The 25,312-nt window shown below is 45.9% G+C and carries 28 protein-coding genes; 2 read left to right on the plus strand and 26 right to left on the minus strand.

Features of this window, described 5'->3' with window-relative positions; all coding sequences use genetic code 11:
* Positions 1-25: 25 nt before the first annotated feature.
* The 14 genes from aroQ to coaBC all read right to left on the minus strand — a co-directional run bounded on the left by aroQ (position 26) and on the right by coaBC (position 12,363).
* Positions 26-454, minus strand: a complete 429-nt coding sequence (gene aroQ / locus ACYVD3_RS15965; RefSeq protein ID WP_460643471.1) for a type II 3-dehydroquinate dehydratase — start codon at positions 452-454, stop codon at positions 26-28.
* Between the two features lie 221 nt (positions 455-675).
* Complete coding sequence (locus ACYVD3_RS15970; RefSeq protein WP_460643472.1) at positions 676-1,185, minus strand: YqeG family HAD IIIA-type phosphatase; 510 nt, start codon at positions 1,183-1,185, stop codon at positions 676-678.
* Between the two features lie 7 nt (positions 1,186-1,192).
* The gene (nrdR, locus tag ACYVD3_RS15975) at positions 1,193-1,645 is read right to left on the minus strand and encodes a transcriptional regulator NrdR (protein WP_460643473.1); all 453 of its coding nucleotides are present in this window, start codon (positions 1,643-1,645) and stop codon (positions 1,193-1,195) included.
* A gap of 173 nt (positions 1,646-1,818) precedes the next feature.
* The gene (locus tag ACYVD3_RS15980) at positions 1,819-2,079 is read right to left on the minus strand and encodes a PRC-barrel domain-containing protein (protein ID WP_460643474.1); all 261 of its coding nucleotides are present in this window, start codon (positions 2,077-2,079) and stop codon (positions 1,819-1,821) included.
* Between the two features lie 54 nt (positions 2,080-2,133).
* On the minus strand, positions 2,134-2,964 hold the full coding sequence (locus tag ACYVD3_RS15985) for a DUF975 family protein (RefSeq protein WP_460643475.1): 831 nt from the start codon (positions 2,962-2,964) through the stop codon (positions 2,134-2,136).
* Entirely contained in the window at positions 2,961-3,308 is a 348-nt protein-coding gene (locus ACYVD3_RS15990; protein WP_460643476.1) for a hypothetical protein, read from the minus strand. The genes ACYVD3_RS15985 and ACYVD3_RS15990 overlap by 4 nt, the downstream gene beginning before the upstream one ends.
* Before the next feature lie 265 nt (positions 3,309-3,573).
* Positions 3,574-4,482, minus strand: coding sequence for a MetQ/NlpA family ABC transporter substrate-binding protein (locus ACYVD3_RS15995; RefSeq protein WP_460643477.1), 909 nt, complete (start codon positions 4,480-4,482; stop codon positions 3,574-3,576).
* A 46-nt stretch (positions 4,483-4,528) separates the two neighbouring features.
* Positions 4,529-5,194, minus strand: coding sequence for a methionine ABC transporter permease (locus ACYVD3_RS16000; RefSeq protein WP_460643478.1), 666 nt, complete (start codon positions 5,192-5,194; stop codon positions 4,529-4,531).
* Positions 5,184-6,206, minus strand: coding sequence for a methionine ABC transporter ATP-binding protein (locus ACYVD3_RS16005; protein ID WP_460643479.1), 1,023 nt, complete (start codon positions 6,204-6,206; stop codon positions 5,184-5,186). Before ACYVD3_RS16005 ends, ACYVD3_RS16000 begins: the two co-directional genes overlap by 11 nt.
* Before the next feature lie 397 nt (positions 6,207-6,603).
* Positions 6,604-8,007, minus strand: a complete 1,404-nt coding sequence (gene pepV, locus ACYVD3_RS16010; protein WP_460643480.1) for a dipeptidase PepV — start codon at positions 8,005-8,007, stop codon at positions 6,604-6,606.
* Positions 8,008-8,024: 17 nt separating this feature from the next.
* A complete protein-coding gene (locus ACYVD3_RS16015; RefSeq protein WP_460643481.1) occupies positions 8,025-8,477 on the minus strand; it encodes a GatB/YqeY domain-containing protein in 453 nt (150 codons plus the stop codon).
* 141 nt (positions 8,478-8,618) lie between these two features.
* Positions 8,619-10,208 (minus strand): peptide chain release factor 3, encoded by a 1,590-nt coding sequence (locus ACYVD3_RS16020; protein WP_460643482.1) that lies wholly within the window; start codon positions 10,206-10,208, stop codon positions 8,619-8,621.
* Between the two features lie 124 nt (positions 10,209-10,332).
* Positions 10,333-11,148: an alpha/beta hydrolase gene (locus ACYVD3_RS16025; RefSeq protein ID WP_460643483.1), complete on the minus strand. Its 816-nt coding sequence runs from the start codon at positions 11,146-11,148 to the stop codon at positions 10,333-10,335.
* A 6-nt stretch (positions 11,149-11,154) separates the two neighbouring features.
* Positions 11,155-12,363 carry a bifunctional phosphopantothenoylcysteine decarboxylase/phosphopantothenate--cysteine ligase CoaBC gene (coaBC, locus tag ACYVD3_RS16030; protein ID WP_460643484.1) on the minus strand — a complete coding sequence of 403 codons (1,209 nt, stop codon included), beginning with the start codon at positions 12,361-12,363 and terminating at the stop codon, positions 11,155-11,157.
* A 114-nt stretch (positions 12,364-12,477) separates the two neighbouring features.
* Here coaBC and ACYVD3_RS16035 point away from each other — a divergent pair, with 114 nt between their 5' ends.
* Both ACYVD3_RS16035 and sigG read left to right on the plus strand, forming a co-directional pair.
* Positions 12,478-13,248 (plus strand): type III pantothenate kinase, encoded by a 771-nt coding sequence (locus ACYVD3_RS16035; RefSeq protein ID WP_460643485.1) that lies wholly within the window; start codon positions 12,478-12,480, stop codon positions 13,246-13,248.
* Positions 13,249-13,456: 208 nt separating this feature from the next.
* Complete coding sequence (gene sigG / locus ACYVD3_RS16040) at positions 13,457-14,233, plus strand: RNA polymerase sporulation sigma factor SigG (protein ID WP_460643486.1); 777 nt, start codon at positions 13,457-13,459, stop codon at positions 14,231-14,233.
* A gap of 167 nt (positions 14,234-14,400) precedes the next feature.
* On the opposite strand, the gene ACYVD3_RS16045 is transcribed toward sigG, so the two are convergent.
* The 12 genes from ACYVD3_RS16045 to ACYVD3_RS16100 all read right to left on the minus strand — a co-directional run bounded on the left by ACYVD3_RS16045 (position 14,401) and on the right by ACYVD3_RS16100 (position 25,139).
* The gene (locus ACYVD3_RS16045) at positions 14,401-15,111 is read right to left on the minus strand and encodes an L-ribulose-5-phosphate 4-epimerase (RefSeq protein ID WP_460643487.1); all 711 of its coding nucleotides are present in this window, start codon (positions 15,109-15,111) and stop codon (positions 14,401-14,403) included.
* Between the two features lie 10 nt (positions 15,112-15,121).
* Positions 15,122-16,171 (minus strand): hypothetical protein, encoded by a 1,050-nt coding sequence (locus ACYVD3_RS16050; RefSeq protein ID WP_460643488.1) that lies wholly within the window; start codon positions 16,169-16,171, stop codon positions 15,122-15,124.
* A 15-nt stretch (positions 16,172-16,186) separates the two neighbouring features.
* Positions 16,187-17,029 carry an L-ribulose-5-phosphate 3-epimerase gene (locus ACYVD3_RS16055; protein WP_460643489.1) on the minus strand — a complete coding sequence of 281 codons (843 nt, stop codon included), beginning with the start codon at positions 17,027-17,029 and terminating at the stop codon, positions 16,187-16,189.
* Positions 17,030-17,800, minus strand: coding sequence for a DeoR/GlpR family DNA-binding transcription regulator (locus ACYVD3_RS16060; RefSeq protein ID WP_460643490.1), 771 nt, complete (start codon positions 17,798-17,800; stop codon positions 17,030-17,032).
* A gap of 101 nt (positions 17,801-17,901) precedes the next feature.
* A complete protein-coding gene (locus tag ACYVD3_RS16065; RefSeq protein ID WP_460643491.1) occupies positions 17,902-18,213 on the minus strand; it encodes a PTS sugar transporter subunit IIB in 312 nt (103 codons plus the stop codon).
* 24 nt (positions 18,214-18,237) lie between these two features.
* Positions 18,238-19,728 (minus strand): PTS ascorbate transporter subunit IIC, encoded by a 1,491-nt coding sequence (locus ACYVD3_RS16070; protein WP_460643492.1) that lies wholly within the window; start codon positions 19,726-19,728, stop codon positions 18,238-18,240.
* Positions 19,729-19,746: 18 nt separating this feature from the next.
* On the minus strand, positions 19,747-20,202 hold the full coding sequence (locus ACYVD3_RS16075; RefSeq protein ID WP_460643493.1) for a PTS sugar transporter subunit IIA: 456 nt from the start codon (positions 20,200-20,202) through the stop codon (positions 19,747-19,749).
* A 19-nt stretch (positions 20,203-20,221) separates the two neighbouring features.
* Positions 20,222-21,325 carry an L-ascorbate 6-phosphate lactonase gene (gene ulaG, locus ACYVD3_RS16080; protein WP_460643494.1) on the minus strand — a complete coding sequence of 368 codons (1,104 nt, stop codon included), beginning with the start codon at positions 21,323-21,325 and terminating at the stop codon, positions 20,222-20,224.
* A gap of 666 nt (positions 21,326-21,991) precedes the next feature.
* Entirely contained in the window at positions 21,992-22,861 is an 870-nt protein-coding gene (rsiV, locus tag ACYVD3_RS16085; RefSeq protein ID WP_460643495.1) for an anti-sigma-V factor RsiV, read from the minus strand.
* 19 nt (positions 22,862-22,880) lie between these two features.
* Positions 22,881-23,360 carry an RNA polymerase sigma factor gene (locus tag ACYVD3_RS16090; protein WP_460643496.1) on the minus strand — a complete coding sequence of 160 codons (480 nt, stop codon included), beginning with the start codon at positions 23,358-23,360 and terminating at the stop codon, positions 22,881-22,883.
* A 116-nt stretch (positions 23,361-23,476) separates the two neighbouring features.
* A complete protein-coding gene (gene sigE, locus ACYVD3_RS16095; RefSeq protein ID WP_460643497.1) occupies positions 23,477-24,217 on the minus strand; it encodes an RNA polymerase sporulation sigma factor SigE in 741 nt (246 codons plus the stop codon).
* A gap of 28 nt (positions 24,218-24,245) precedes the next feature.
* Positions 24,246-25,139, minus strand: coding sequence for a sigma-E processing peptidase SpoIIGA (locus ACYVD3_RS16100; protein ID WP_460643498.1), 894 nt, complete (start codon positions 25,137-25,139; stop codon positions 24,246-24,248).
* Positions 25,140-25,312 lie beyond the last annotated feature (173 nt).

Consider the following 25,312-nt stretch of genomic DNA (forward strand, 5'->3'; position numbering starts at 1 on the left):
CTCCCATTTCTTTGAATGGGAGGGATTATTTCCCTGTTAAAAAATCCATTGCCAGAGCATATCCCTTAAGTCCCAGGCCAACGACCTGCCCGGTACAAACAGGAGCGGTCACCGATGTATGGCGGAACTCCTCCCTTTTATGGACATTGGATATGTGGACTTCAATCTTGGGAATCTCTACAGAACCCAGGGCATCTCTTACGGCATAGCTGTAATGGGTAAAGGCTCCGGGATTGATGATGATCCCTTCTGTGCCATTGTGGTATGCCTCCTGAATTTTGTCGATGATCCCGCCTTCATAATTGCTCTGATAGACCTCCAGTTCATGACCTTCTCTCCGGGCCTTTTCCTCCAGCATGGATACCAGCCCATGATAATCCTCTGTTCCGTATATCCCCTTTTCACGGATTCCCAAAAAATTTAGATTCGGCCCATTTAATACAAGAATTTTCATATCCTCCTACCGCCTTTCCTCTCTCCTGTCCATGGGTTCCGGCATAAAAGGATACCCAAAGGGATACTTAAAGGGTAATTCTCCATGTCCGCAAATCAAGGATCTCTTTTGTAATTTCCTGTATGCTTAGGAGCAGCCGGCTTGTCCGGGCCGTTTCATCCGTATTATAACCGGTTAAACGGTCTTTTACCCGCCGGAAATATTCCTTCCTTTGACGCTGCTCATTTTTGTTTTTTCTTATCTCTGTGGTAAAAATACAGCACCACTGCCTCTAAAAATCTTTTTAAAACAATTTGGATTTCTTCTTTCGGATGGATCGGTTTAACAAGGATGCTGTGGATTCCTGCTCTTTTCGCTCCATAAACATCGGTAAAAAGCTGATCCCCCACAAACACCGTCTGTTTTGCATCCGTTCCCATTAATTCCATGGCTCTCTGGTATCCTTTTCTCCCCGGCTTATTTCCTTTAAAAATGTAGCGGGGACTGCCTGCAGCTCTGGCAAAAGCGGCCACTCTCGGCTCTTTGTTATTGGAAAGGAGGCAGGTTTCCATCCCAAGCTCATGCAGACGCAAAAACAGCTTCTTTGCCCTTTCATCCGCAGGCGCACCATGAGGCACCAGCGTATTGTCAATATCAAAAACCACACCTCTGATCCCGCTTTTATATAATTCCTCAAAAGGTATGTCATATGCAGAGGCCGCATCTTCATTCGGATAAAATTTTTTAAACATAAATCTCCTACTTTTTTAACAGTTTTCCTATTTCTTCCATAAATGTATTCACGTCTTTAAATTCCCGGTACACGGAAGCAAAGCGGACATAAGCTACCTCATCCACATCCTGCAGCGTTCTCATAACAAGCTCTCCGATCACCGTACTTTCCACTTCTTTTTCCTCCCGGTTGAACACCTGGGTTTCTATCTCATCTACCATGGAATCAATCTGCTGGGATGATACGGGACGTTTATGGCAGGAATGAAGAATTCCTGATTCTATTTTTGAACGGTCATAAACCTCTCTGGAATTATCTTTTTTAATCACCATGAGAGGCATGGTCTCCAGCTTCTCATAGGTAGTAAACCGCTTTCCGCATTTCTCACACTGTCTGCGGCGTCTGATGGAGCTGTTGTCGTCTGCCGGTCTGGAATCAATGACTTTTGTATCTGCTTCATTGCAAAATGGACATTTCACGTTTCTGGTCCTCCTGTCTTACGGACTGTAATTTTATTGGCATAATTTACTTAAGGAAAGCTAAGGCCATGGAGTTGCATTCAGTAAATCAGCCGTTCGATGAGCCAAAGGCCAATCGAACTTCCCTGTATATATCATAACTTACAATCCCAAGATCCGCAAGCCCATCCTCCTTATATCCCACATCTTTCCGTGGCTTTATCCAAATCCACATTTACAAGGATGATATCCGGCCCTACCTGCCTGATGTCACAGAAGGGGATCACATACTCCTTTTCTCTGACTAAAAAACCGCAAAAGCATCCTGGTCCCGGTACAATAATGGCTATCAGGCAGCCTGTTTCCATGTCAAAATCCACATCACCAACATAGCCGAGGCGTCTGCAGTCACAGATATTAATCACTTCTTTTTGCCTAAGATCACAAATGCGCATAGATACACACCTCCTTAGTGTATTCTATGCGCATTCATCCTCCATGACACGGTTCTACCACTGATTTTCCCGGTTCCACATGGACTGGGAAAGTGCCTCTTCGCCTCCTTTAAAGGAGTTATGGGAACGCCGCTCTTTAAGATCCAGATAATACTCTGTCATAGTAGCGTACATATAAGGGAATATCCAGAGAAAACCGATCCCCAGGGAGCAGTATCCCAGAATTATCATCCCAAAAAAGCTTAAAAGAAGATAAAAAAGTCCGCCCTTATTTCCCTTCATCATTTCTGCGCTTTCCTTTAAACATCTCCATAGCCTCTGATCCGGAGACTCGATGAGAATGAACATGGACTGGGATAAGTACAGCATTGTAACCGTACTTCCAATGAGCAGAAACAGATACGTAAGCACCAGCAATACCACCATGACCGGTATAAAATCAGTAATGCCCGCAACAATAAGTACCACGAAATATGGGACAGACCATGCAAATCCAATCAGAGTATTTATAAAATAAAGCCCTAAAAACTTATGAGGCTTATTCTGAAAAGCAAAGAAAAGATCAGACAGTCTGGCTGTATGGCCAGCACTCATATTCAAATAAATCTTAAGGATTCCCGGCATTAATAGGCCGGATACAGAAAGGATCACCAGGAAGGATAAATAAATCCCTGCCCTCAGGGCAATATATCCTGGGGATATGCTGCGTGAGCCGTCAAAAAGGGAAGTTTGCGTTAGTCCCAGGGAAAACGATGTTAAAACATACACCAGGGAAGCAGCCATAATAACGGCACCTGCCAGGAACTGGACACCAATGCACAGACCGTATCTGCCTTTCAGGCTTCGCCTTGCACGCCTTTTAAGTTCTGATGATGAAGTTTTCATGAAAACACACCTCCTGTCCCCATGTCACTCATCGCCGCAATACCGACAAATATGATTGCAACCAATACAACCAGCACCATGGCAATGGCTGAAGTAATAAGGCCTGCCTTGGCATAGCCTTCAAACCTGTCTTCTGTCTTAGAAAGCAGGGCAAACAGGATCCCAAGGCTTCCAAAGAGCACTCCTCCGAAACAGCAGCAGGAGGTTATAATTCCAAGGATCCCCATGATCAGAGATGCAAGGGCCATATTGCTCTGAGCTGGTTTCTCAGGCTGCACATAAACCGTATCCTGATCCCGCTCCCTGATTTCCTGCCAGGTCCCATCTTGATTATCCTGATCCATTTTTATCATCTCCCTTTCTCTCATAATATTATTTATCAGAAATCGCTTTTTAAATTTCTAATAAAAGGCAGTACTTTTTACTGCCCCTATCCGATTATTGAAATATGAATTTTATTCCGATAATATGATAATTATACAATATTTTCCAAGGCCTGTAAAATTAAGTTTTTCTTTCACCGGCCTTTGCCGCAAAGAAGCCGCTGTGAAAGCAGCTTAAATCTGCCTCCACAACGGCTTCTTACTTACTTCTGCAACAATTCCTTATTTAGAAAGAAGGAACTACTGCTCCATCGTAGGTATCTTCAATAAACTTTTTAATGGTATCACTTGTTAAAGCCTCTACAAGGGCTTTTGTCTTCTCGCTGCTTTCCTCTCCTGCACGAACGGCAACAATGTTGCTGTAAAGGGTGGCTGCTATGGACTTGGCGTCTTCTGTAGCCAGGGCATCGGATACCTTTAAACCTGCCTCAATGGCATAGTTTCCATTGATAACAGCTACATCCACGTCGCCTAAAGAACGGGGAAGCTGAGCTGCTTCCACTTCAACGATCTTAAAATTCTTGTCATTCTTTACAATATCATTTTTGGTAGCGTTCAGCTCAACGCCTTCCTTCAAGCCGATCAGACCCTTGTCAGCCAGTAAAAGAAGGGCTCTTGCCTCGTTGGAAACGTCATTTGGCACTGCGATCTGGGCTCCGTCAGCAAGCTTGTCAAGAGCATCGGTCTTTCCTGCATAAATGCCGAAAGGCTCGTAATGAATGGCTGCCGCACTCACAAGGCCGGTTCCCTTTTGCTCATTGAACTGATCCAGGTATGGCTTGTGCTGGAAATAGTTGGCATCTAAGTCTCCGGATTCAAGAGCCAGGTTTGGCTGCACATAATCCGTATATTCCTTTACTACCAGCTCATATCCCTTTTCTTTCAGAATATCCTTTGCAGCGTTTAAAATCTCTGCGTGAGGAGCCGGAGTTGCGCCCACAATGATCTTTTCCAGATCACCGGAAGCTTCTTTGCTCTCTGCTGCCGTTGTCTCCTCTGCCTTGGCTGCCTCTGTTGTTGCAGCCTGTGTTGTCTCTGCCGCTGTTGTTGCCGGTGCTCCCTTGCTTCCTGAGCATGCGGTCAGCGCTCCTGCGGCAACCAATGCTGCCGTAAGTACATAAAGTGATTTTTTCATAATTTTTCCTCCTTAAAATTTTATATGGTAACGCCTTAGGCGGTTACTACTTAATTCTCTTGTCGCTCACCCTGGAAAATTTCATTCCCGCTTCCTGGATGACCTGGACAATGATCACAAGGATCGCCACTGTTATGAACATCATTTCCGTTTGGTAGCGGTAATATCCGTATTTAATTGCAATATCTCCAAGTCCGCCACCGCCTACAAAGCCCGCCATAGCGGAGTAGCCCAATATGGTAGTGATGGAAAGAGCCGCGCCTACCAAAAGGGACGGTTTTGCTTCCGGAAGAAGAACCTTCCATATGATTTGAAAGGTGGAGGAACCCATGGATTTGGCCGCCTCGATCACCCCTGGATCCACTTCCTTAAAGGAGGCTTCCACGACCCTGGCTACATAGGGTGCAGAGGCGAATACCAACGGTGGGACCACCGCCTTTGCTCCCAGGGTAGTACCCACAATAACCCTTGTAACAGGAAGCACCATAATAAGTAAGATGATAAACGGTACGGACCGGAGCAGGTTTATAATCAGCCCCAGGGCCCCCTGAAACCATGGGATGGGATAAATTCCGTCTTTATCCGTAACAACCAAAAAAATGCCTAAAGGGATTCCGATAAGGTATGCAAAAAAGGATGAGGTAAATGTCATGAACAAGCTTTCCCATATGCCGGTTTTTAGCATCTGTAAAACGTTTGCATCAAAGATCATAATCCTTCACCTCCTCATGAGTAATTCCCGCTGTTTTTAAATAATTAAAGATCCGTTTCTGGTCCACTTCCTCTTCCGGAAGCTGGATGACCATCTGTCCCATGGCAGTCCCGTTAATGTCCCTGGTCTCAGCGTGCATAATATTCACCGGCACCTTACAGGCCAATATCATGTTGGCAAGGACCGGTTCAAAGGAAGACCGTCCGTCAAAGGAGATCCTGACCCTTCTGGATCCGCCGAACCGGTTGACCTGTTCTGCTGCATCCCCTAATATAAGCTGCCTGCCGATTTTGGACTTTGGCTCAGAGAATAGTTCCGAAACACTTCCCACCTCTGCAATGTGGCTCTGGTCAATGATGGCCACCCGGTCGCAGATAGCTTCTATTACTGTCATCTCATGAGTGATGACAACTACGGTCACACCCATGGAACGGTTAATGTCCCTTAAAAGCCCAAGTATGGATTTTGTGGTATTAGGGTCCAAAGCGCTTGTGGCCTCATCGCAAAGGAGAACCTTGGGATTGGTTGCCAGTGCTCTTGCTATGGCGACCCTTTGCTTCTGTCCTCCTGACAACTGGGCCGGATAGGCCTTGGCCCTGTCTTTAAGGCCCACGATCTCCAAAAGCTCCATTGCCCTTTTTATCCCATCCTTTTTAGGAATTCCTGCGATTTCCAAAGGAAAGCATACATTCTGTAAAACGTTCCTCTGAGCCAGCAGGTTGAACTGCTGAAAGATCATGCCCATGGACTGTCTGGCCAGCCTCTGCTCCCGGGACCGCATGGAAGCCAGGCTTTTATTTTCAAAAAGTACATCTCCCGATGTAGGTATTTCCAAATAATTGATACAGCGGACCAAGGTGCTTTTTCCGGCTCCGCTCAAACCAATAATTCCAAATATTTCTCCCTGCTCAATGGACAGGTTGATATCATCTAGGGCCTTAATGGGGCCGTTTGAGGTACGGAACTCTTTTCCTAGTCCTACTAACTGGATAATAGGTTCTGCTGACTGCATATGTCCATTTCCTTTCTTTTCATTATCACTGTCCACGTTTTTTGGACATAAAGGTATACCCATAGGGTGTTTCATTAAGGTACAAAAAGGCCGCAAGCCCTGCACAGACTTGCGACCTAAAATTTCCGCGTTTTGCTGCTTTCAGCGAATTCCAATCACAATCCATACAAATGAAATGATTACCGTATTTTTATGCACTCTGATACACGACACATCATCATACACATGCCGTTCATCTGATCCATATTCATCTGCATAGCTTTTAACTGGTTCATGGCAGCTACTCCTTCCACTGATTCCTATAGGCAAACTAGGAATTGCTTTATGAGCCGTATTTTACGCTCTCTTCCTGTTTTTGTCAATACTTATTTTAAAATTAGGCGCAAATTCCTGATTTTTATGAACACAGATCCACGATCACCTGGGCAAAGATCTTGGCACTTACCACCAGCTCTTCAACGACTGCGTACTCATCGGCTCCATGCATGCGGTTATCTGTCCCTGGCATGGATGCGCCGAAGGCAACGCCGTTCTTTAAGGCATGAACATAGGTGCCGCCACCCATGGATACGCATTCTCCCTTGCGGCCCGTATAGCTTTCATAGGCATTTAGCAGGGTCTTTACAAATTCTGAATTACCATCCACATGATGAGGAGGCTTCATGGAATCATTGTGAAGGGTGAAGCCCTTTTCCGCCATATTCCTTCTTACAACCTCCAGGACATTTTCCTCTGTGGAGCATACCGGGCACCGGCTGTCAAAGGTTCCCTCCAGGCAGGATGACCTTACCTGTAATAAGCTGAATGCCAGGGTCAGACTGCCGGAAAGCTCATCTTCCATGGCGATTCCCAAAGCTTTTCCTGATGTATCCCCATGAGGGATCAGTTCCAGAAGGCGGCGGATCATGGTCATTTGCTCACATTCTGCCAGGGGAAGCTCTGTTAAGTACAAAAGAAGTCCGGTCAGGGCATTGTTTCCTTCCTCAGGAAGGGAAGCATGGGCGCTCTCACCGATGGCGGTAATGGTGGCAATGTCTTCCTCCAGTTCCAGTTCAAAGCGGATGCCCGTCTTTTCTTCACACTTTGATGCCGCATGTTCAAGGGCTTTGGCATCAATACCGGCTACCACCGCAGTGGCTTTTCCAGGCACCACATTTACCTTGGTTCCGGCATCTAAGCTCACCAGCCTGGGAAGTTCCTCAGAGGAAGCCCATTCTGCGGTGAAATGGCCGTTTAAGCCACCTTTTTCCGTGTTCACCACCGGAAAGGAACCGTCAGGAGAAAAGGTCATGGGAGATTCCTTTTCTACGGCGTAATAATGGGCGATGTCGGAGCTTCCGCACTCTTCATCAGTTCCCAGGATCAGCCGTACGTTTTTCTTAAGGGGAATATTCAGCTCTTTTACTGCTCTCATGGCGTAAAGGGCTGCAACAGCCGGCCCCTTATCATCCGCTGTTCCCCTGCCAAACAGCTTATCACCCTTTACCACCGGCTCAAAGGGCTCTGTCTCCTTCCAGCCTTCTCCTGCCGGAACCACATCAAGGTGCGCCAGGATATCAAGCTGGCGCTCCTTATCATTTAAATCTGCCGTTCCCACATAATTATCGTAATTGTTAATGGAAAAGCCGTAGGATTCCGCCATTGCCAAAGCTTCGGTCAAAGCCTCAAACGCTCCCGGTCCATAGGGCATCCCTTCCTTGTAGGACATCTTTTCGCTGTTAATGCGGCACAGCGTACAGATGTCATCTATCATTTCCTGCTTATGAGACTCAATATATTCTTCTATTTCCTTCCTATACATGGTCCATACCCCTTTTCTTACTTCATCATAGATGCCAGTGCTTCATTTACCGCCTTGCCATCGGCTTTTCCTTTTACCTTGGGCATCAGGACCTTCATGATCCTTCCCTTATCCGCTCCGGTAGGCACTTCGATTCCAAGTTCCTCAAGAACAGACCGGATGATCTCCTTGATCTGCTCCTCTCCCATATCCTCTGGGGCAAACTCCTTATAAACGGAAATGCGGAACACCGCTTCTTCCCTGATATCCGTCCTGTCTTCAGGCGACAGGTCATGGGTCTCCTGAGTCTGCCTGATTTCCTTCTTTACAACCGCATCGGCCTCTTCCTCTGTAATGGGGGTATGGTCCTTCTTATCAATTTCAAAATTCTTAAGGGCGGAAAGAAGCATGGATAAGGAATCCTTCCTCTGCTTATTCTTTGCCTTCATGGCCTCTACCATGGCTGCCCTTACTTCATCAATTCTGCTCATTGTCTGCTGCCTCCTTATATATTATTCTTTATTTCCCGTTCCCGGCTTCTGATTTGTGCGGGCAATGAGCCAACGAATATGCAAGCATATTCATTGGGCAAATGCCCCGTCACCTAAGAAAAACTCGCAAAGCGGATTTTTCTAGTTATGGCCGAATTCAGAAAGCTTCAGTCCCGGATTGCGCTCCAATACCATGCCTATACTCCAGCTATTGACAAATAAAAGAAGCGGATTGTCCTTAAGATCCTTGATCCGTTTCATATCAGATGTGCCCTGAATCCTGGTCACATCGATTTCATCCTTATTCTCGATCCAGCGGATATATTCGTATGGAAGCTTTTCAAGCCTTACTTCCACATTGTATTCATTTTCCAGACGGTAAGTCAATACCTCAAACTGCAGCTCTCCCACGACCCCTACAATGATCTCTTCCATTCCTGTATTAAACTCCTGGAAGATCTGAATGGCGCCTTCCTGGGCAATCTGGTTCACACCCTTGATAAACTGCTTTCTCTTCATGGTATCCATCTGCCGCACCCTTGCGAAATGCTCCGGCGCAAAGGTTGGGATTCCCTCATATTCGAATTTCTCACTGGACTTGCAAAGGGTATCTCCAATGGAAAAGATTCCAGGATCAAAGACTCCGATAATATCGCCTGCATAGGCTTCTTCCACGATCTTCCTGTCCTGGGCCATAATCTGCTGAGGCTGGGACAGGCGCAGCTTTTTGCAGCCTTGTACATGGTTTACCTCCATGCCTGCGTCAAACTTGCCGGATACGATCCGCATGAATGCAACGCGGTCCCGGTGAGCCTTATTCATGTTGGCCTGTATCTTAAATACAAAAGCGGAAAACTCCTCTTCAAAGGGGTCCACAACTCCTGTTGTGGTCAGCCTTGGAAGGGGAGAGGTAGTCATATTCAGGAAATGCTGCAAAAATGTCTCCACCCCAAAGTTTGTAAGAGCAGAACCGAAGAATACAGGAGACAAGTTTCCCTTGTTCACCCGGTCCATATCCAGCTCATCGCTGGCACCGTCAAGAAGTTCGATGTCTTCCATAAGCTGCCGGTGAAAGCCTTCTCCGATCAGCCCATCCACCTGGGCGTCTCCCAACTGGACCTCCGTTGCCTCCACTTCCTTCTGACCGTTCATAGATGCCCGGAATGTGGTTATGGTCTCTTTAAAGCGGTCATAAACCCCTTTAAATTCCCTTCCGCAGCCTATGGGCCAGTTGACCGGACAGGTCCTGATCCCAAGCACCTCCTCGATTTCATCCATCAATTCAAAAGGATCTCTTGCTTCCCGGTCCATCTTATTCACAAATGTAAAAATAGGGATATGGCGCATAACGCAGACTTTAAACAGCTTGATGGTCTGAGCCTCCACGCCCTTGGAACCGTCGATGACCATGACAGCGGAATCGGCCGCCATGAGGGTACGGTAGGTATCCTCGGAGAAATCCTGGTGGCCAGGTGTGTCCAGAATGTTGATACAGAATCCGTCGTAATTAAACTGTAATACAGAAGAGGTGACGGAAATACCTCTCTCCTTTTCAATCTCCATCCAGTCGGAAACAGCATGCTTGGCGCCCTTTCTTCCCTTTACAGTTCCTGCCAGGTTGATGGCTCCTCCATAAAGCAGAAATTTCTCTGTCAGCGTGGTCTTTCCCGCATCCGGATGGGAAATAATGGCAAATGTTCTTCTCTTTTTAATTTCTTCCGCTATATTCACAAAAATAGTTCCTCCAAATTTTACGTCTCAACTTGTCTATTGTATTATGATTCCAATCATAAGTCAAGATTCACTCTTCCATAGTCAAGCGGATATTCCCAATCTGCTCCGCTGCTTGATTCGGTTAAAAATTCGAAATCCAGGTCTTTGCAAGGGAAATCCAACTCTGACAGGAAGGTTCGAGAAGGGCCTCATTGGAGCCAGCGGTTTCCTCGTTGGCCAGGGACAGGCCATGGCCTCCCGAAGGATAAATATGGAGTTCAAAATTCACCCGATGCTTTCTCATGGCGTCAGCCAGGAGCAGGCTGTTTTCCAGGGGTACTGCAGCATCGGTGTAGGTATGCCACAGAAAGGTCTTTGGCATCTTTTCCGTTACAAACCGCTCCAGGGATACTGCTTCTGTTTCCTCCTTTGTGGCCTCCTGGCCTAACAGGCTTAAAACAGAGCCGGCATGTTTAAATTCCCCGCTTGTGATCACCGGGTAATTTAAGATCAGCCCATCGGGCCTCACTTCCTCGGGAGTCCGCTTTATGGCATCCCACACAAAATCCCTGTCCCAGAAAACCCCAAGGCTGCAGGCCAGATGCCCTGCAGCAGAAAATCCGCAGGCAATGATCCGGTTTGTGTCCACCTTCCACTCTGCCCCGTGCTCCCTGATAACAGCCACGGCTTCCCCAAGCTCTCTTAAGGAGGTAGGGAAACGGTTTGGATCCACGCTGTAGTCCAATACAAATCCATGACAGCCCATGGACATAAACTGCAGGGCTACAGGCTCGCTCTCCCGGTCCGATCTGCGGCTGTAACCGCCTCCGGGAAGCACGATAACCGCTGGGCGGAGTTTATCTGGATTTACGCTTATGCTGTCTAATAAATAACCGGTCAAACATGCAGGGCCGGTCACCTGTCCTGGTACAATGATCTGCCTTTTCTCAATTCTCATATTGTCTTACTCCTTCTTTCCCTCATTCCGACCGGAAAATATCTCATCCAGAATGCGATGGGCAAGCTTCTCCTTTGTCATCGTTTCCAAGGACAGCTCTTTTTCCCTGGTTATGATGGTGACTACATTGGTGTCCGTTCCAAAACCGGCTCCCGCCACCTTTAAGTTGTTGGCAACGATCATGTCCACATTCTTTTTATCCAGCTTTGCCCTTGAATTTTCCAGCATGTTCTGGGTTTCCATGGAAAAGCCGCAGAGGAACTGCCCTTCTTTCCTGTGATCTCCCAGGTACTTAAGGATATCGTCCGTCCGTTCCAGTTCTATAACCATTTCTCCGTCTTTTTTCTTTGTTTTTTCCCCATTCACGTGTTTTGGACGGTAATCTGCTACAGCAGCGGCCTTGATGACGGCATCCTGGGTTTCTCCTATAGCCGTGACCTCATCAAACATTTCCTTTGCGCTTTCAATCTCTATAAAGCCCACGAACCTGGGCTTTGGGATATCGGTTTTCCCGCTCACTAAGGTCACATCAGCCCCTCTGAGAGAAGCCGCTTTTGCAATTGCATACCCCATTTTTCCTGTGGAATGGTTGGTGATAAACCGGACCGGATCAATGGCTTCCCTGGTTGGACCGGCCGTAACCAGAATTTTCTTTCCTGCCAGATCCTTTTCAAAGCAGACCTCTTTTTCAATGAAGTCAAAAAGCACCTCCGGCTCCGGCATCTTTCCTGCTCCAATATCCCCGCAGGCCAGATACCCGAAATCAGGCCTTATGACTTCCATGCCATAGTTCTGGCAAATCTTTAAATTATCCTGAACAATGGGATTTTCGTACATATTGGTATTCATAGCAGGGGAAATGATCTTTTTGCATCTGCATGCCAGAGCCGTGGTAGTCAGCATGTCATCGGCAATCCCGTGGGCCAGCTTTGCAATCACGTTGGCGCTGGCCGGAGCGATCATCATCACATCGGCAAGCTTTGCCAGGGATACGTGCTCCACGTTGTACTGGAAATTGCGGTCAAAGGTATCTACCAGGCATTTATTGCCTGTCAATGTTTCAAAGGTAATGGGATTGATGAAGTTGGTGGCATTCCTGGTCATGATGACATGTACCTTGCAGCCTTTTTTAACCAGCATACTGGCAAGTCCGGCTATTTTATAGGCTGCAATGCTTCCTGTTACTCCCAAAATAATATTTTTTTCTTTCAGCATAAGTGCCTCCCGTTTGATGAGCCAAAGGCCAATCAAACTTCCTTGTTTTTCAAATTAAAATATGATACTCTACAGTATAGCACAAGAAAAAAAAGTTGGAAAGGAGTTCCCTTTATGATTTTGGCCATTGATATGGGAAACAGCAATATTGTCATAGGCGGCATTGACAATACCGGTATTTACTTTGTAGAACGGGTCACTACAAATCACGGAAAAACCGAGCTGGAATATGCGGTTAATATAAAAGATATTATGGAAATTCACGATCTTCCTCTCTCTTCCATAGAAGGGGCGATCTTATCTTCCGTTGTTCCGCCTCTTACGGATGTGGTCCTGGGGGCTGTTAAAAAAATAACTGGAAAAACGCCCATGGTGGTGGGTTCCGGAATGAAGACAGGACTTAACATCAAAATGGACAATCCCAAAACCGTGGGCAGCGATTTAATCGTGGATGCAATCGCTGCCTTAAATGAATATCCTGCCCCTATCATTGTCATTGACATGGGAACTGCCACTACCATGTCCGTCATTGACCATGAGGGCAACTACACCGGAGGCATTATATTTCCCGGCCTTGGAGTATCCCTGGATTCCTTAAGCAGCCGGGCCGCCCAGCTTCCTTATATCGGCTTAAACAAACCCACCAGGGTGATCGGCAAAAATACCATTGATTGTATGAAAAACGGAATCCTTTACGGCAATGCAGCAATGATCGATGGTCTTATCGACCGAATGGAGGCAGAACTTGGGACTTCTGCAAGCCTTGTGGCCACTGGCGGCCTGGCTTCCTCTGTCGTCCACCTGTGTTATCATAAAATTCATTATGACGACGCTCTCCTATTAAAGGGACTGCTGATTCTATATGAAAAAAATAAGCAGGATTAATAATGACCTAAAAACTGGAAATAAAATTTGATTCGCCTATCGTATAAAAGCCCTCGAATGAGTACATCATTCCTTTATGATAGTCAAATACCCCGCAGTAAGCTAAAAGGTATTTGACCCTTGCAGCTTTGACCAGATGCAGGAATGCAAACATTCCTGCCCATGGCTCATTGCTTGCAGGAATAAAGAATGATGCGGAGGGAAAGATATGTCTGGATACAAAGTAGAGATTTGCGGGGTCAATACTTCCAAACTGCCTCTTCTGAGCAACGAGGAAAAGGAAGTTCTGTTCAAACGAATTCTTGACGGGGATAAAAAGGCCAGAGAAGATTACATCAAGGGAAACTTAAGACTGGTTCTCAGTGTGATACAGCGTTTTTCCAGCAGTAGCGAAAACGTAGACGACTTATTTCAGATTGGCTGCATCGGTTTAATCAAAGCCATTGACAATTTTGATATTACACAGAATGTCAGGTTCTCCACCTATGCAGTACCCATGATTTTGGGAGAAGTACGGCGTTATCTTCGGGATAATAATTCCATCCGCGTCAGCCGCTCCCTGCGTGATACCGCTTATAAAGCAATCTACGCCAAAGAGAATCTGATGAAAAAGAACTTAAAGGAACCGACCCTGATGGAAATCGCAGAAGAGATTGGAGTCAGCAAGGAGGACATTACCTATGCCTTAGATGCCATTCAAAGCCCGGTCAGCCTTTATGAGCCGGTTTACTCTGACGGCGGAGACCCTCTTTTTGTCATGGACCAGATCAGTGACAAAAAAAACCTGGAGGAAAACTGGGTGGAGGACATCTCTTTAAATGAGGCCATGAGACGCCTTCCGGAAAGGGAACGACACATCATTGATATGCGCTTTTTCGAAGGAAAAACCCAGACTGAGGTGGCGGAAGAAATCCACATCAGCCAGGCACAAGTAAGCCGCCTGGAAAAAAATGCTTTAAAGACCATGAAGAATTACCTTTCATAGACATGATTTTCTTGGCACAATTTACTGAATAAAGGCCAAAGCCCCACAGCCCGGATTCCGTAAATCAGCCGCGAGGTAAGCCAATGATGAATTGACTTCCATGCAAAACATAAGCCCACCTTTCCAATCAGGAAGGCAGGCTTTTACATAATCATTTGTTGCTGCTCTCACTTCCCCTCTGATGGGTCCGTCTTCTGGCCATAATAAGCATTTGTCCCATGCTTTCTCAGATAATGCTTATCCTGAAGCTCCTGAGGTGCAGGGGCCACATCCGGATTGATCTGCCGGCACCGGCAGGCCATCTTTGCTACCTCTTCCAGAACCACTGCATTGTGAACGGCTTCTTTGGGTCCCTTTCCCCAGGTAAAAGGGCCATGATTTTTGCAGAGACAGGCCGGTACCGCCATATATTCCTTATCCCTGAAATAGTCTGTGATCAGAAGTCCCGTGTTTTTCTCATAGCCTTCCTCAATCTCTTCCTTTGTCAGGCAGCGCAGACAGGGTACTTCTCCGTATATGTAATCCGCATGGGTGGTTCCGTAGCAGGGGATCCCCCGGCCGGCCTGGGCCCAGCTAGTGGCCCAGGAGGAGTGGGTGTGTACGATTCCTCCCACCTTTGGGAATGCCTTATAAAGTTCCAGATGAGTGGCTGTATCAGAGGAAGGGTTATACCTGCCTTCTATCTTTCTCCCATCCAGATCCATGACCACCATATCTTCCGGCTTAAGCTCACGATAATCAACTCCGCTGGGCTTAATGACAAACATGCCAGTTTCACGGTCAATGGCGCTGACATTACCCCAGGTAAATGTGACGAGCCCATACCTGGGAAGATCCATATTGGCTTCATAAACAAGCTGTTTTAAGGCTTCTAACATGTGTTACCTCCTATGGCGTAAGTGTGTACATGGCAATTTCATTGACTCCATGATTAGTGGATATGAGAATCTCTTTCCCGTCTTTTGTATATTTATATACATTGGCAGGGCCGCAGTCCCGGTCCAGTATCTGAACCTCATAGGAAGCCTGGGCGGGATCATAAGTGAAGGCCAGAAGATTGCGCTCCCCGCTCCGGTGGCCGATGATCAGGGCCGGCTTTCCGTACACCATGCCGCCGAAAATGGCATGATTGAATTCAGCCGGACCATCATAAACATAGATCTCCTTATACTTCCCGTCTGCTTTCTTCCAGATGCTGATCCTATCCCCGTGGAATGGGGATATAACCGCTAATTCCTTTTCCCCGTCTTCGTCAAAATCCACCAGAACCGCATCACTGGCCGCCGTCTCTATCAACTGCCGGATCTCCCAGGACCCTGAGGGCTGCTCCGGGGGAATGAACTGGTAAACGCCGCTGTCAGAAGATATAATGCTGGTCTGAAGACCACAGTCCTCCACTTTATAATACCCATGGTTTTTTAACATACCATCCTTGATCACTTCCAGCCTGATCTGATGGGTTTCGTCAAATCCACTTAAATCCTCCGGCAGGACCGCTCCATAGACCTTTCCCGGGGAAGACCAGTCGTCCTTGAATTCATGACCTGATTTTAAGGTACACGCGATCAAATAGTTGGTGCCGTTTCGTTCCATGATATGAAACCGGTGTACAAAGGGCAGGTCCACTAAAGTCCTTACTTCCCAGCCTCTCTGTTGGTTAGGAGTCACTATGACGATTTTTGCTTCCTTGGAATCATTGGGAGAATAGAATTTATGAGTTGCCAGAAACTGTCCGTCTGTCCCCGGGACCTGAACCATGGTCATCACACCTCCCGGCTCCGTCCAGATGGTATCCTCTAAATTGCAGTCTGTGTCAAACAACAGGCAGCGGTCCACCTTTTCCGCCGCAACCAGAATGTGATCGGTTCCTTTGTATCGAAGCGGTGCTATGGAATAACATTTCGTAAGATTTTCCATGACCTTTTTTTTAACCTTCATTATGTCTTCTCCTCTTTACTCCTGTTCCATCAATATCCTGGACATTTTAAGGTTTGCCGCAACTAAGTCTTCCTTCCAGGACGGGCTTCCTGTGTACCAGAACTCTGTTACATATTTCCTCACTCCAAGGTTCCAGGCCGTCTCAATGGCTTTTTTAAAATCCACATGGCCCTCCCCGTATGGAACCTCACGGAATATGCCCGGTTTTGTCTCTTTTAAATGCATGGCTGCCAGCCGCCCGCTTCCAAGCTTTAAGTCCTCCAGTACATCCGTTCCATAGGCGAATGCGGCATTTGTTATGTTCCCTATATCAGGATAAACGTTTAAATATACAGAGGAGACCTGCTTTACATACTTCATGGCCTTTTCCACCGTATTCATGAATCCTGTCTCCATGGTTTCAAATCCAAGCACCACTCCGGCGCAGGCAGCCATATCGGCAACTTTTTTTAAGTTATCCTCAAAATACCGCCTGGTTTCATCATCAGATTCTTCATAGTACACATCGTATCCGGCCAGTTGGATGATCCTGATCCCCAGATCCGATGCCAGTTCTATGGCTTTGCTCATGATCTCCATGCTTTTTTTCTTTACTTCCGGGTCATGGCTTCCCAGAGGAAACTTCCGGTGTCCGCTAAGGCACATCGTCCCTATGGGAATCCCTGCGGCCTTCATCAGTTTTATCAGTTCTAACCGTTCCTTTGAAGTCATTTCAAGACGTCCCAGCTTTTCATCCGTTTCGTCTACACTCATTTCTAAGAAATCAAAACCGGCGCTTTTTGCAGCATCCAGCTTTTCTTTCCAGCTTAATTCAGACGGCATTGACTTTTCATACAATCCAAGCGTATAGGTTTTCACTTAAAAACCTCCTTTTTTCACCTGGTGGATCTCCACTCCAGCCTCCTTAAATTCTTTTAATATCTCTTTAGGTGCCTTTTCATCAGTGATCAAATGCTGAACTTTATTTATGCTGCAGCTTGAAAAGCTGCTGTTCTTTCCTATTTTCGTATGGTCGGCCAGGATGTACAGCTCATTTCTCGTGTGCTGGATCATCAGTTCGTTAAGACACACCTCATTCATGATCTCCGTGGTCATTCCGGACATGACGGAAATGCCTGAACACCCCATAAATGCCTTTTTTGCATAGATATTCTGAAGATTCCTGACCGCAAGATCTCCTACCATGGCTTCTTTGGGATAGCGAAGCTCACCTCCGGTGAGAATGATATTTACCCCGGTTCCATGTTCACTGTTGATCGCCTTTCCATTGTTGGTTATGACCGTAACATTCCTGGCCTTAATGTATTCCAATATCTGCAAGGCAGTGCTGCTTGTGTTTATAAACAGCGTGTCATTGTCTTCCACCAAAGTTGCAGCATAGCTGGCAATTAACCGCCTGTAAAGTAATATTTCATTTGCTTGTGCAGGGCCTTTTTCAATGGGAATGGCACCGCCGTGACAGCGCTTTAAAAGCTTCCTGTCTTCCAGATACTGTAAATCTCTCCGGACGGTTATTACAGAAATCCCGCATTGCTCTGCCAAGCTGCCCACGGACACCTTGGGACTGTTTCTTACAATATCTAATATATGCTCTCTTCTTTCCTCCACAAGGGCATATTCTCTTTTCATCGGCTCACCTGCACTTTTATCAATATTTGATCACTGTTGCGATCCACAGTTTATGGGATACCGTCTGCCGGATTAATCCCCGGCAGACGAAAATTTATTGATTAATCTTCCTGAATGATCCCCTGCTCTTTTAACTTGGTTTCGATCTCCGGAGCTGACATCACATTTTTAAGTCCGACCACCTTAATGCCTTTTTTCTCAGCGTCAGCAAACATGTCCTTAAAGTTCTGGGCGCAAACCACCACGTCATACTGGGGAGCTGACCCTTTTCCTTCGGAAAGAGCGCAGTGATGGACCTTTGTTGCCTTGATATTATGCGTTTTCAGCACCTTTTCCAAAGTCATCTGAGCCATCAGGCTAGAGCCTGCCCCATTTGCACAACACACCAAAAAGCTTAAATTTTTACCTGCCACGATGAAAACCCTCCTTAATCTCGTTTATTCTTTTTTTGCCTTCATTTCTTTATACGCTTCATAATCCTCTGTCATAAGGAAATAACCTTTTTTATCTTTCCAATACTGGATCTGCGGAATGGCCAGCAGCGCAAACAGTACGATTCCAATACCAATATAGCTTAAATACTTCATGACCACGGTAAATATCGGCCATATGACCGCCCAGTCCCACATTCCCAGGTATCCGCCGTAAGCTGCCATGCCTACCCAGCCTGCGATAAATGCAGAACCGAATACCTGGCACAAACCGGACAGGAAGGGAAGCACCAGTGCCGCCTTAAATCCGCCCTTTTCATTTGCAAAAACACCGATGGTAGCATTATCAAAGAACACAGGAACGAAACCGCATATAACCAGTACCGGACTCTTTAACAGGATCAGCGCCGTAATGGCCAGGATCTGCCCGACAAAGCCTGCTAAAAATCCCAAAGTCACGGCATTGGCCGCACCAAAGCCAAAGATTACGGCACAGTCCACTCCCGGAACAGAGCCTGGGAGAATTCGTTCTGCAATTCCCTGGAAGGATGCTGTCAGCTCCGCCACAAAGGTACGCACACCTAACTGCAGAATTGCCAGATACACCGCAAAATATAAACAGGTCTGAAGGACATAGAAAAACATGCTTGCTCCTTCTTTCATAAACTGTCCTTCAACCAGATAATCCCTGCCAAGGATACAGAGGATCGCTCCGAAAAACACAACCATTAAGATGGAAGTACAAACCATATTGTCGTTAAAGATGGACATAAAACCAGGCAGCTCAATATCTTCGATTTTTTTAACTTCTTTTCCGTTGTTCCTCTTATTTTCTTTTCCGAACAGCTTTCCTGCAAGATAATAGCTGACTGCAACACCGAACATCTGCTGATGAGCCAGACAAAAGCCGGCCCCATCCGTAACCTCCTGGCAGGGCTTTATGGTCAGGTTTGAACCTACCGCCCAGTAAGCTCCTAAAAGAAGGGCCATTACTGCCAGCATGGCAACTCTTCCATTTAACAGGAAGGGACAGGCAAACATGATCAGCCAGTATGCAGTGGCAGCCTGTTGGACCTGAACATTGCCGGTGGTAAACAGGGCCCGGAGCTTGGTATATTTAGAGAAACGCACAAGAAGAATGTTCACGATAAATGCAATAAACAACAGGATCATTGCATCACCGAATCCTTTTCCAAACACTTCCCCAACCCCTGCCGTAACGGCATTCTGGCCAAAATAAGGGTCTATTACCATGGCATTTATATGGAATCTGTCCTTTAGTCCTACCAGTACCGGCCGGAAGTTATTGACCAGTCCGCCGGAACCAACCATTAAAATCAAATAGCCTACGATCGCTTTTAAAGTCCCAGCCAGTATATCATACCACGGTTTTCTCAGCAAGATATAACCAATCATAACGATCAAACCTATCATAAATGCCGGCTGCTGTAATACGTTTGTGGCAAAAAAAGTCCATACCTTCATTAAAATATCCATTGTATTATCCCCTTTTCCTTAATCCAAATATCGTTCCTGAATCCGCAGCAAATCCTCTGAATCTTTGGCTTTTTTAAGTTCCCCGATCACTTCTTCATTGCCAAGCAGCTCCGATAGCCGGCTCATATTGTCCAGATGCTGATCCGGGTTACAGGAGGCCAGTGTAAAGAAAAGCTGGGCATCCTTTTCCGGGTCCTCCGCATCAAAGCTGACCGGCTTTTCCAGTTTCATGAAGGCGATGGTGGTTTTATGTACACCTTCTGCGCCCTCCTGGGAATGAGGCATTGCAATATCCGGCAGAACAATGATATAAGGACCGTATTTTTTAATGCAGGCAATGATTTCTTCCTTGTAATTTGCTTCTACCGTCCCATCCTCTTCTAAGCACTCACAGCTCATCCGGATGGCATCCTCCCAATTTTTTGCTTCTCTGGCAAACTTATAATGTTTCTTCTCCACAAAATCTCTCAGCATATTTTCTCCTTTTTCCAGATTACAAAAGTGAACGGAACGGAATATTCTGAGGCGCCTCAAAGCAATCCTCAAAGCCTCTTTTATGGTGGTAAGCCAGCTTGTCCTTATCTGTTGGATAGACGTATTTTCCACCTACCTCCCAGAAAAAGGGATGGAACTTATAATCCAGCCGGTCTTTCTTCATGTGGTAAAGCACCTTGATTTCGTTCACATCCGCCATGAAGTTGGTCCATACATCATAATGGATAGGGATTACCACCTTACACTTTAAAGCCTCTGCCATGCGGAGGATGTCGCAGGAGGTCATCTTATCGGCCATTCCCACGGGATTTTCTCCATAAGAGCCAAAGGCTACATCAATGTCATGATCCTTTCCATGTTTTGCAAAATAAATGGAGTAATGGGAATCCCCACTGTGATAAATATTGCCGCCAGGAGTTTTGATCAGATAATTTACTGCTTTTTCATCCATATCCATAGGGCACTTCCCGGTCAGCTCCTCCCGGTCAGAGCCGGTAGAATCTGTTGTTACAAGACAGGTCCTGTCAAAGGAATCCAGAGCCACGATCTCAACATCCTTGATCCTGATGCGGTCTCCAGGCACCACTGTTATGCAGCGGTCCGCCGGAACCCCCCATTTCTGCCACAGCTCCACAGATTTTTTAGGGCCGATGAAAGGAACCGGAATCTCTTTTCCATTCTCATCTACTGTCGTTATGTTGCTTTGTATTACATGGGCGGCATATTCCGGGCTCATGTGATCCTGGTGGTAATGGGTTGCAAGCACAGCGTCTACATGCTTAACGGCAAACGGGTCGATTACAAAAGGCACTGCCCTTAAATTAGGCTGCATGGCTCTTGCACCACACATATTTGCCATCTGATGACCCACAGCCATCTTTCCGTTTCCATGAGATCGTTTTCCGTTTCCGCACCATAAATCCACGGTAAGGTTGCAGCCGCCCGGAGTTTTAAACCACACGCCGGTACAGCCCAGCCACCACATGGCCACTGTCCCAGGTTCCACTGTCTCATTTTCAATTTCCTCATTGAGCCAGGTTCCCCATTCAGGGAACGTGCTCATGATCCAGCTTTCCCTTGTGATTTCTTCCATTTTGCTCATCCAAACATCCTCCTTTGCTTTTATGATCGTTTAATGATCGTTATTGTGCACTTTTCTTCTTTTCAAGTAGATAATATCACTATAACGTAAGTTTTTCAAGAGCGTTTAATGATCGTTTTAATATTATATGTTTGTTTTCTATTTTTTGTTTATTTTATATATTTTAAACCAAATTATTTGTGCATATTTTTATATTAACATTTTTTATTATGTTTCAAAATACATTTTTCCATATTTTTTCATACTATTCAATCTTATAATTGTAATTTTTATTCCATTTAGTCATTTTATAATATTATTATATAATCGAAACTACTTCCAGGGCATTGTAAGAATCTGGTTTAAAAACAATAAAAAAAGACCCCATGCAGACAGCCGGATCTAATGATAAAATCTTACGAACTGCCTGCAGAAGGTCCATTCCATAAAGGAATAAGCCCGCCTTTCCACATAAAAAGGCAGGTCTATATCACATAATAATAAAGCGGATATTCGCAATCCGCTTTGCTACTTGCTTACAGCGTGCTCCGCTCCACCTGGCATAACCGAGCAGCAGCTACCGCTGCTTGTCAGGTGGATCTTGTACTCCACCTGACACAAGCAAGTCCCCACCCCCACTTAATGCTTTTCGCATTTAAAGTGGTGGTGGGGACTTACTTGATTCAGTTAAAATCCGGTAACATCCTTTGGTATGGTGAATTCCACTGCGCCCATGTATCCCGGCGCTACTTCATATTCATCAAATGCGATCACGATCTCACCTTTTTCATTAAAATAAAAGCTCTCATCTCCGGTGATCTGGCTGAATTCATCTACAAAATCCTCTCCGGTATTATAAAAGTATATCTTGGAATCATCCGCTGCCATCTGTTCTGCCATCTGCTTTTTAATGTTATCGCTGATCGCGGTAATGTAGTCCGGCTTATCCTTCATTAAATCCTTTAAGGACACTACATTTCCGGTTTCTTTGTTAATAGTGAAGATTTTCACAGACTCCGCTCCGCTGGCCATGATAACCGTTGTATTGATCCGCAGGGAAAGGTATTTATCGTTGTCCGTCACAACATCATAACTGGAGGTCACGGAATAGTGGCCGTCCCCTGCCAGATCTCCGGCCACCTGCTTTTCATATTCTGAAATCAGTTGATTGGCATACTCTTCAATGGAACGGTTTACCTTGTCATTGTCTTTTTCATTGATAGAAACCTTGGGAATATCAATCTTTGCTTCATAATTCTGTTTGGTGTCCTCAAAGGTGCGAAAAGTAACAACCTTTGCGATTGCCCCAAGGACGGGGATATCCTCCATGGCGTTTGCGGTAACCGGGCTGGCATTTGCCATAATTACAATGGCGGCCATTGCCGCAGCCCCTGTCATTACTGTTCGTTTTGTCATCTTCATCATATGAATTCTCCTCTTTTCCTTTTTTGCTTTCTCAATTCCTGCCATGATGCCCCCACGGGCGGCCTCCGGCACAGGGATGTGATTGTATTCCTCTTTTATCTTCAACAGTTTATCCTTGTCACTGTGTTCCATAACAACTGCTCCTTTCTTTCTAAGTAGCCTCCGGTTCCAGCACAATCTTCAGTTTCTTAAGCGCCCGGTAAAGCCTGGCCTTAACGGTGCTTACGTTCATTTCCAGAATTTCAGCGATTTCTTCCAGCTTCCATTCCTCTATATATTTTAAAATCACGATGGTACGGTCCTTTTCCTCTAAGGAACTTAAAAGCTCTAAGTAATCATCCTCTTTATAATGATCCTCATGGGGGAGCTCCACCTGGTCAAAGCTTACGCTTTCCCTTTTATGCCTCCTCATAAAGTCAATGGATGCATTTATGACAATCCGGTAAATCCAGGTAGACAGAAAGGATTCTTCTCTCAGCTTCCTGCACTCCTTTATTACCCGGTATGCACTCTCCTGAACAATATCCAGGGCATCCTGTTCATTTTTTACATAGCTGTACGCAAGCCGGTAATACGACTCATAATTTTTCAAGAGGATCCGTTCCGCCTCCGCCTCAATCTTTTGTTTCATTTTCTCCTCCTCTCTGGGGTTCTATCTATTAGACGTATTATAACTCAATAAAAGTTGCATGTTTACAAAAAAAGAAAAGACTCTCAGGAGCCTTTCCTTTTTTCAGCTAAAATATGTCACTCAAACCGTACAATTTCTTTTTTCAGCCTCTTCATGATCTTCTTTTCCAGCCTGGATATGTAGGACTGGGAAATCCCCAATAAATCCGCCACTTCCTTCTGGGTCATTTCCTCTCCTTCCTCATCCGTTAATCCAAACCGCAGCTCCACGATCTTCCGTTCTCTTGGGCTTAAGCGGCTGATGGCAGTATTAAGAAGGTTTCGTTCCACCTCAGTTTCTAAATCCTTATAAATCACATCCTCCTCTGTTCCGAGAATATCTGATAAAAGGAGTTCATTGCCATCCCAATCCACATTCAAAGGCTCATCAATGGAAACCTCCATCTTTGTCTTATTGTTCCGGCGCAGGTACATGAGTATTTCGTTTTCAATGCAGCGGGAGGCATAGGTTGCCAGCTTAATGTTTTTATTGGGATTAAAGGTATTGATGGCCTTAATAAGCCCGATGGTACCTATGGAAATCAAATCTTCCACCCCAACACTGGTGTTATCAAATTTCTTTGCTATGTAGACCACAAGGCGGAGATTATGTTCAATTAACTCTGCTTTTGCCCTCTGGTCGTCATCGCTGCCAAGGAGGCCAATGATCTGCGCCTCTTTTTCATTGTCCAGAGGCGGAGGAAGGATATCCGCTCCCCCTATGTAATGGACCTCTCCCTGGTTCGGCATCATCAGCGTTTTAAATGTTGGAATTGCCTTAAACTGAAAACGGTTTGGTACGGATACTTTTATAATCATGTGATAATCTCTCCTTTACATCATTCACTCACTCTTCATGCAGCAGCATCTGATACTCTCCATTTTTGGATAATGCTTTTTTGCACACGGCCACCAGAGGCCTTTCAATCACCTTCACTTCATCCCCTTGACGTACCTCCATCTCATCTAAAAAGATTCCGGGCAGTACGCCGTCACTTTTCCCGACACTTCCAAAGGGAATATAGATGACCTCCGACACGCTTTCGCAAAGTTCCCGGACGGCCTCATAGGTCACAACATGAACGGCACGGCGGCTCACCGGTTCATACAGCCTGTTTCCTGTATCAAGCAGCGCCGTTACGACCTTTTTCTTCCCCCTGTAATGCATGGTAACTTCATAAAAATTGCTTTTTCCCTTTAGAATGGCGGAAATCTGCCGCAGAAAACAGCGGATTCCAAAGTAAGTACCCGCTGCTAAAAAAATCAACCGGTAAAAGGGCATGGCCTCCTGGCCATTTCCTCTAAGAATCTGTTCTATATAATAGCCGGCCTTCGTATGCTGATATAGGGCATCCATAATTCCTGCTACTGTAACTGCAGACAGATAAAGAGCCCCTACTGCCTTCCCGATTTCCTTTGGTCTTTTTACGTCGAAAGCCGTCATCACCATCAAGGTGCTTACTGCCAAATAGGTTATTACCATTTCAAGCCACAGGGGTAAAAATGGAAAAACGGCAGCAAATACAGCCCACGCTGCCCCCAAAATAGCCCCAAGAATCATTCTCCACCATATAAGGCGGTACTTCAGACCCCGTCTCACAATGGATAATACCAAAAAATCCATGGCAAAATTAGTTAAGAACAACACATCAATGTACAGGTTTATTTCCGTCGCCGCTTTCACCTCCCGCCCTGTACGAACATTATAGCCAGTAAGCCATTCAGAATTTGTCAAAACCATGGGGATGATTCCAATTTTTTATCGCCTTTTTCCATCCTGACACGGCATTTGCCGACAGATTCTTACAGACCACACGTTCCCCCTTCGCCCTTCCAGCCCCTCTTCCTGACAAATGGACAAAATAAAAAAGGGAGGCTTTCTCCCGTACTGCGCAAGAAAAAACAGCCGGACAC

This window comes from Lacrimispora brassicae, from assembly GCF_054772055.1.

Excerpts from the sequence above, each read along its gene's own strand:
- aroQ (WP_460643471.1), bottom strand. The coding sequence starts at position 454 with ATGAAAATTCTTGTATTAAATGGGCCGAATCTAAATTTTTTGGGAATC.
- ACYVD3_RS15970 (WP_460643472.1), bottom strand. The coding sequence starts at position 1,185 with ATGTTTAAAAAATTTTATCCGAATGAAGATGCGGCCTCTGCATATGAC.
- ACYVD3_RS15980 (WP_460643474.1), bottom strand. The coding sequence starts at position 2,079 with ATGCGCATTTGTGATCTTAGGCAAAAAGAAGTGATTAATATCTGTGAC.
- ACYVD3_RS15985 (WP_460643475.1), bottom strand. The coding sequence starts at position 2,964 with ATGAAAACTTCATCATCAGAACTTAAAAGGCGTGCAAGGCGAAGCCTG.
- ACYVD3_RS15990 (WP_460643476.1), bottom strand. The coding sequence starts at position 3,308 with ATGGATCAGGATAATCAAGATGGGACCTGGCAGGAAATCAGGGAGCGG.
- ACYVD3_RS15995 (WP_460643477.1), bottom strand. The coding sequence starts at position 4,482 with ATGAAAAAATCACTTTATGTACTTACGGCAGCATTGGTTGCCGCAGGA.
- ACYVD3_RS16000 (WP_460643478.1), bottom strand. The coding sequence starts at position 5,194 with ATGATCTTTGATGCAAACGTTTTACAGATGCTAAAAACCGGCATATGG.
- ACYVD3_RS16005 (WP_460643479.1), bottom strand. The coding sequence starts at position 6,206 with ATGCAGTCAGCAGAACCTATTATCCAGTTAGTAGGACTAGGAAAAGAG.
- pepV (WP_460643480.1), bottom strand. The coding sequence starts at position 8,007 with ATGTATAGGAAGGAAATAGAAGAATATATTGAGTCTCATAAGCAGGAA.
- ACYVD3_RS16015 (WP_460643481.1), bottom strand. The coding sequence starts at position 8,477 with ATGAGCAGAATTGATGAAGTAAGGGCAGCCATGGTAGAGGCCATGAAG.
- ACYVD3_RS16025 (WP_460643483.1), bottom strand. The coding sequence starts at position 11,148 with ATGAGAATTGAGAAAAGGCAGATCATTGTACCAGGACAGGTGACCGGC.
- coaBC (WP_460643484.1), bottom strand. The coding sequence starts at position 12,363 with ATGCTGAAAGAAAAAAATATTATTTTGGGAGTAACAGGAAGCATTGCA.
- ACYVD3_RS16035 (WP_460643485.1), top strand. The coding sequence starts at position 12,478 with ATGATTTTGGCCATTGATATGGGAAACAGCAATATTGTCATAGGCGGC.
- sigG (WP_460643486.1), top strand. The coding sequence starts at position 13,457 with ATGTCTGGATACAAAGTAGAGATTTGCGGGGTCAATACTTCCAAACTG.
- ACYVD3_RS16045 (WP_460643487.1), bottom strand. The coding sequence starts at position 15,111 with ATGTTAGAAGCCTTAAAACAGCTTGTTTATGAAGCCAATATGGATCTT.
- ACYVD3_RS16050 (WP_460643488.1), bottom strand. The coding sequence starts at position 16,171 with ATGAAGGTTAAAAAAAAGGTCATGGAAAATCTTACGAAATGTTATTCC.
- ACYVD3_RS16060 (WP_460643490.1), bottom strand. The coding sequence starts at position 17,800 with ATGAAAAGAGAATATGCCCTTGTGGAGGAAAGAAGAGAGCATATATTA.
- ACYVD3_RS16070 (WP_460643492.1), bottom strand. The coding sequence starts at position 19,728 with ATGGATATTTTAATGAAGGTATGGACTTTTTTTGCCACAAACGTATTA.
- ACYVD3_RS16075 (WP_460643493.1), bottom strand. The coding sequence starts at position 20,202 with ATGCTGAGAGATTTTGTGGAGAAGAAACATTATAAGTTTGCCAGAGAA.
- ulaG (WP_460643494.1), bottom strand. The coding sequence starts at position 21,325 with ATGAGCAAAATGGAAGAAATCACAAGGGAAAGCTGGATCATGAGCACG.
- rsiV (WP_460643495.1), bottom strand. The coding sequence starts at position 22,861 with ATGGAACACAGTGACAAGGATAAACTGTTGAAGATAAAAGAGGAATAC.
- ACYVD3_RS16090 (WP_460643496.1), bottom strand. The coding sequence starts at position 23,360 with ATGAAACAAAAGATTGAGGCGGAGGCGGAACGGATCCTCTTGAAAAAT.
- sigE (WP_460643497.1), bottom strand. The coding sequence starts at position 24,217 with ATGATTATAAAAGTATCCGTACCAAACCGTTTTCAGTTTAAGGCAATT.
- ACYVD3_RS16100 (WP_460643498.1), bottom strand. The coding sequence starts at position 25,139 with ATGGTTTTGACAAATTCTGAATGGCTTACTGGCTATAATGTTCGTACA.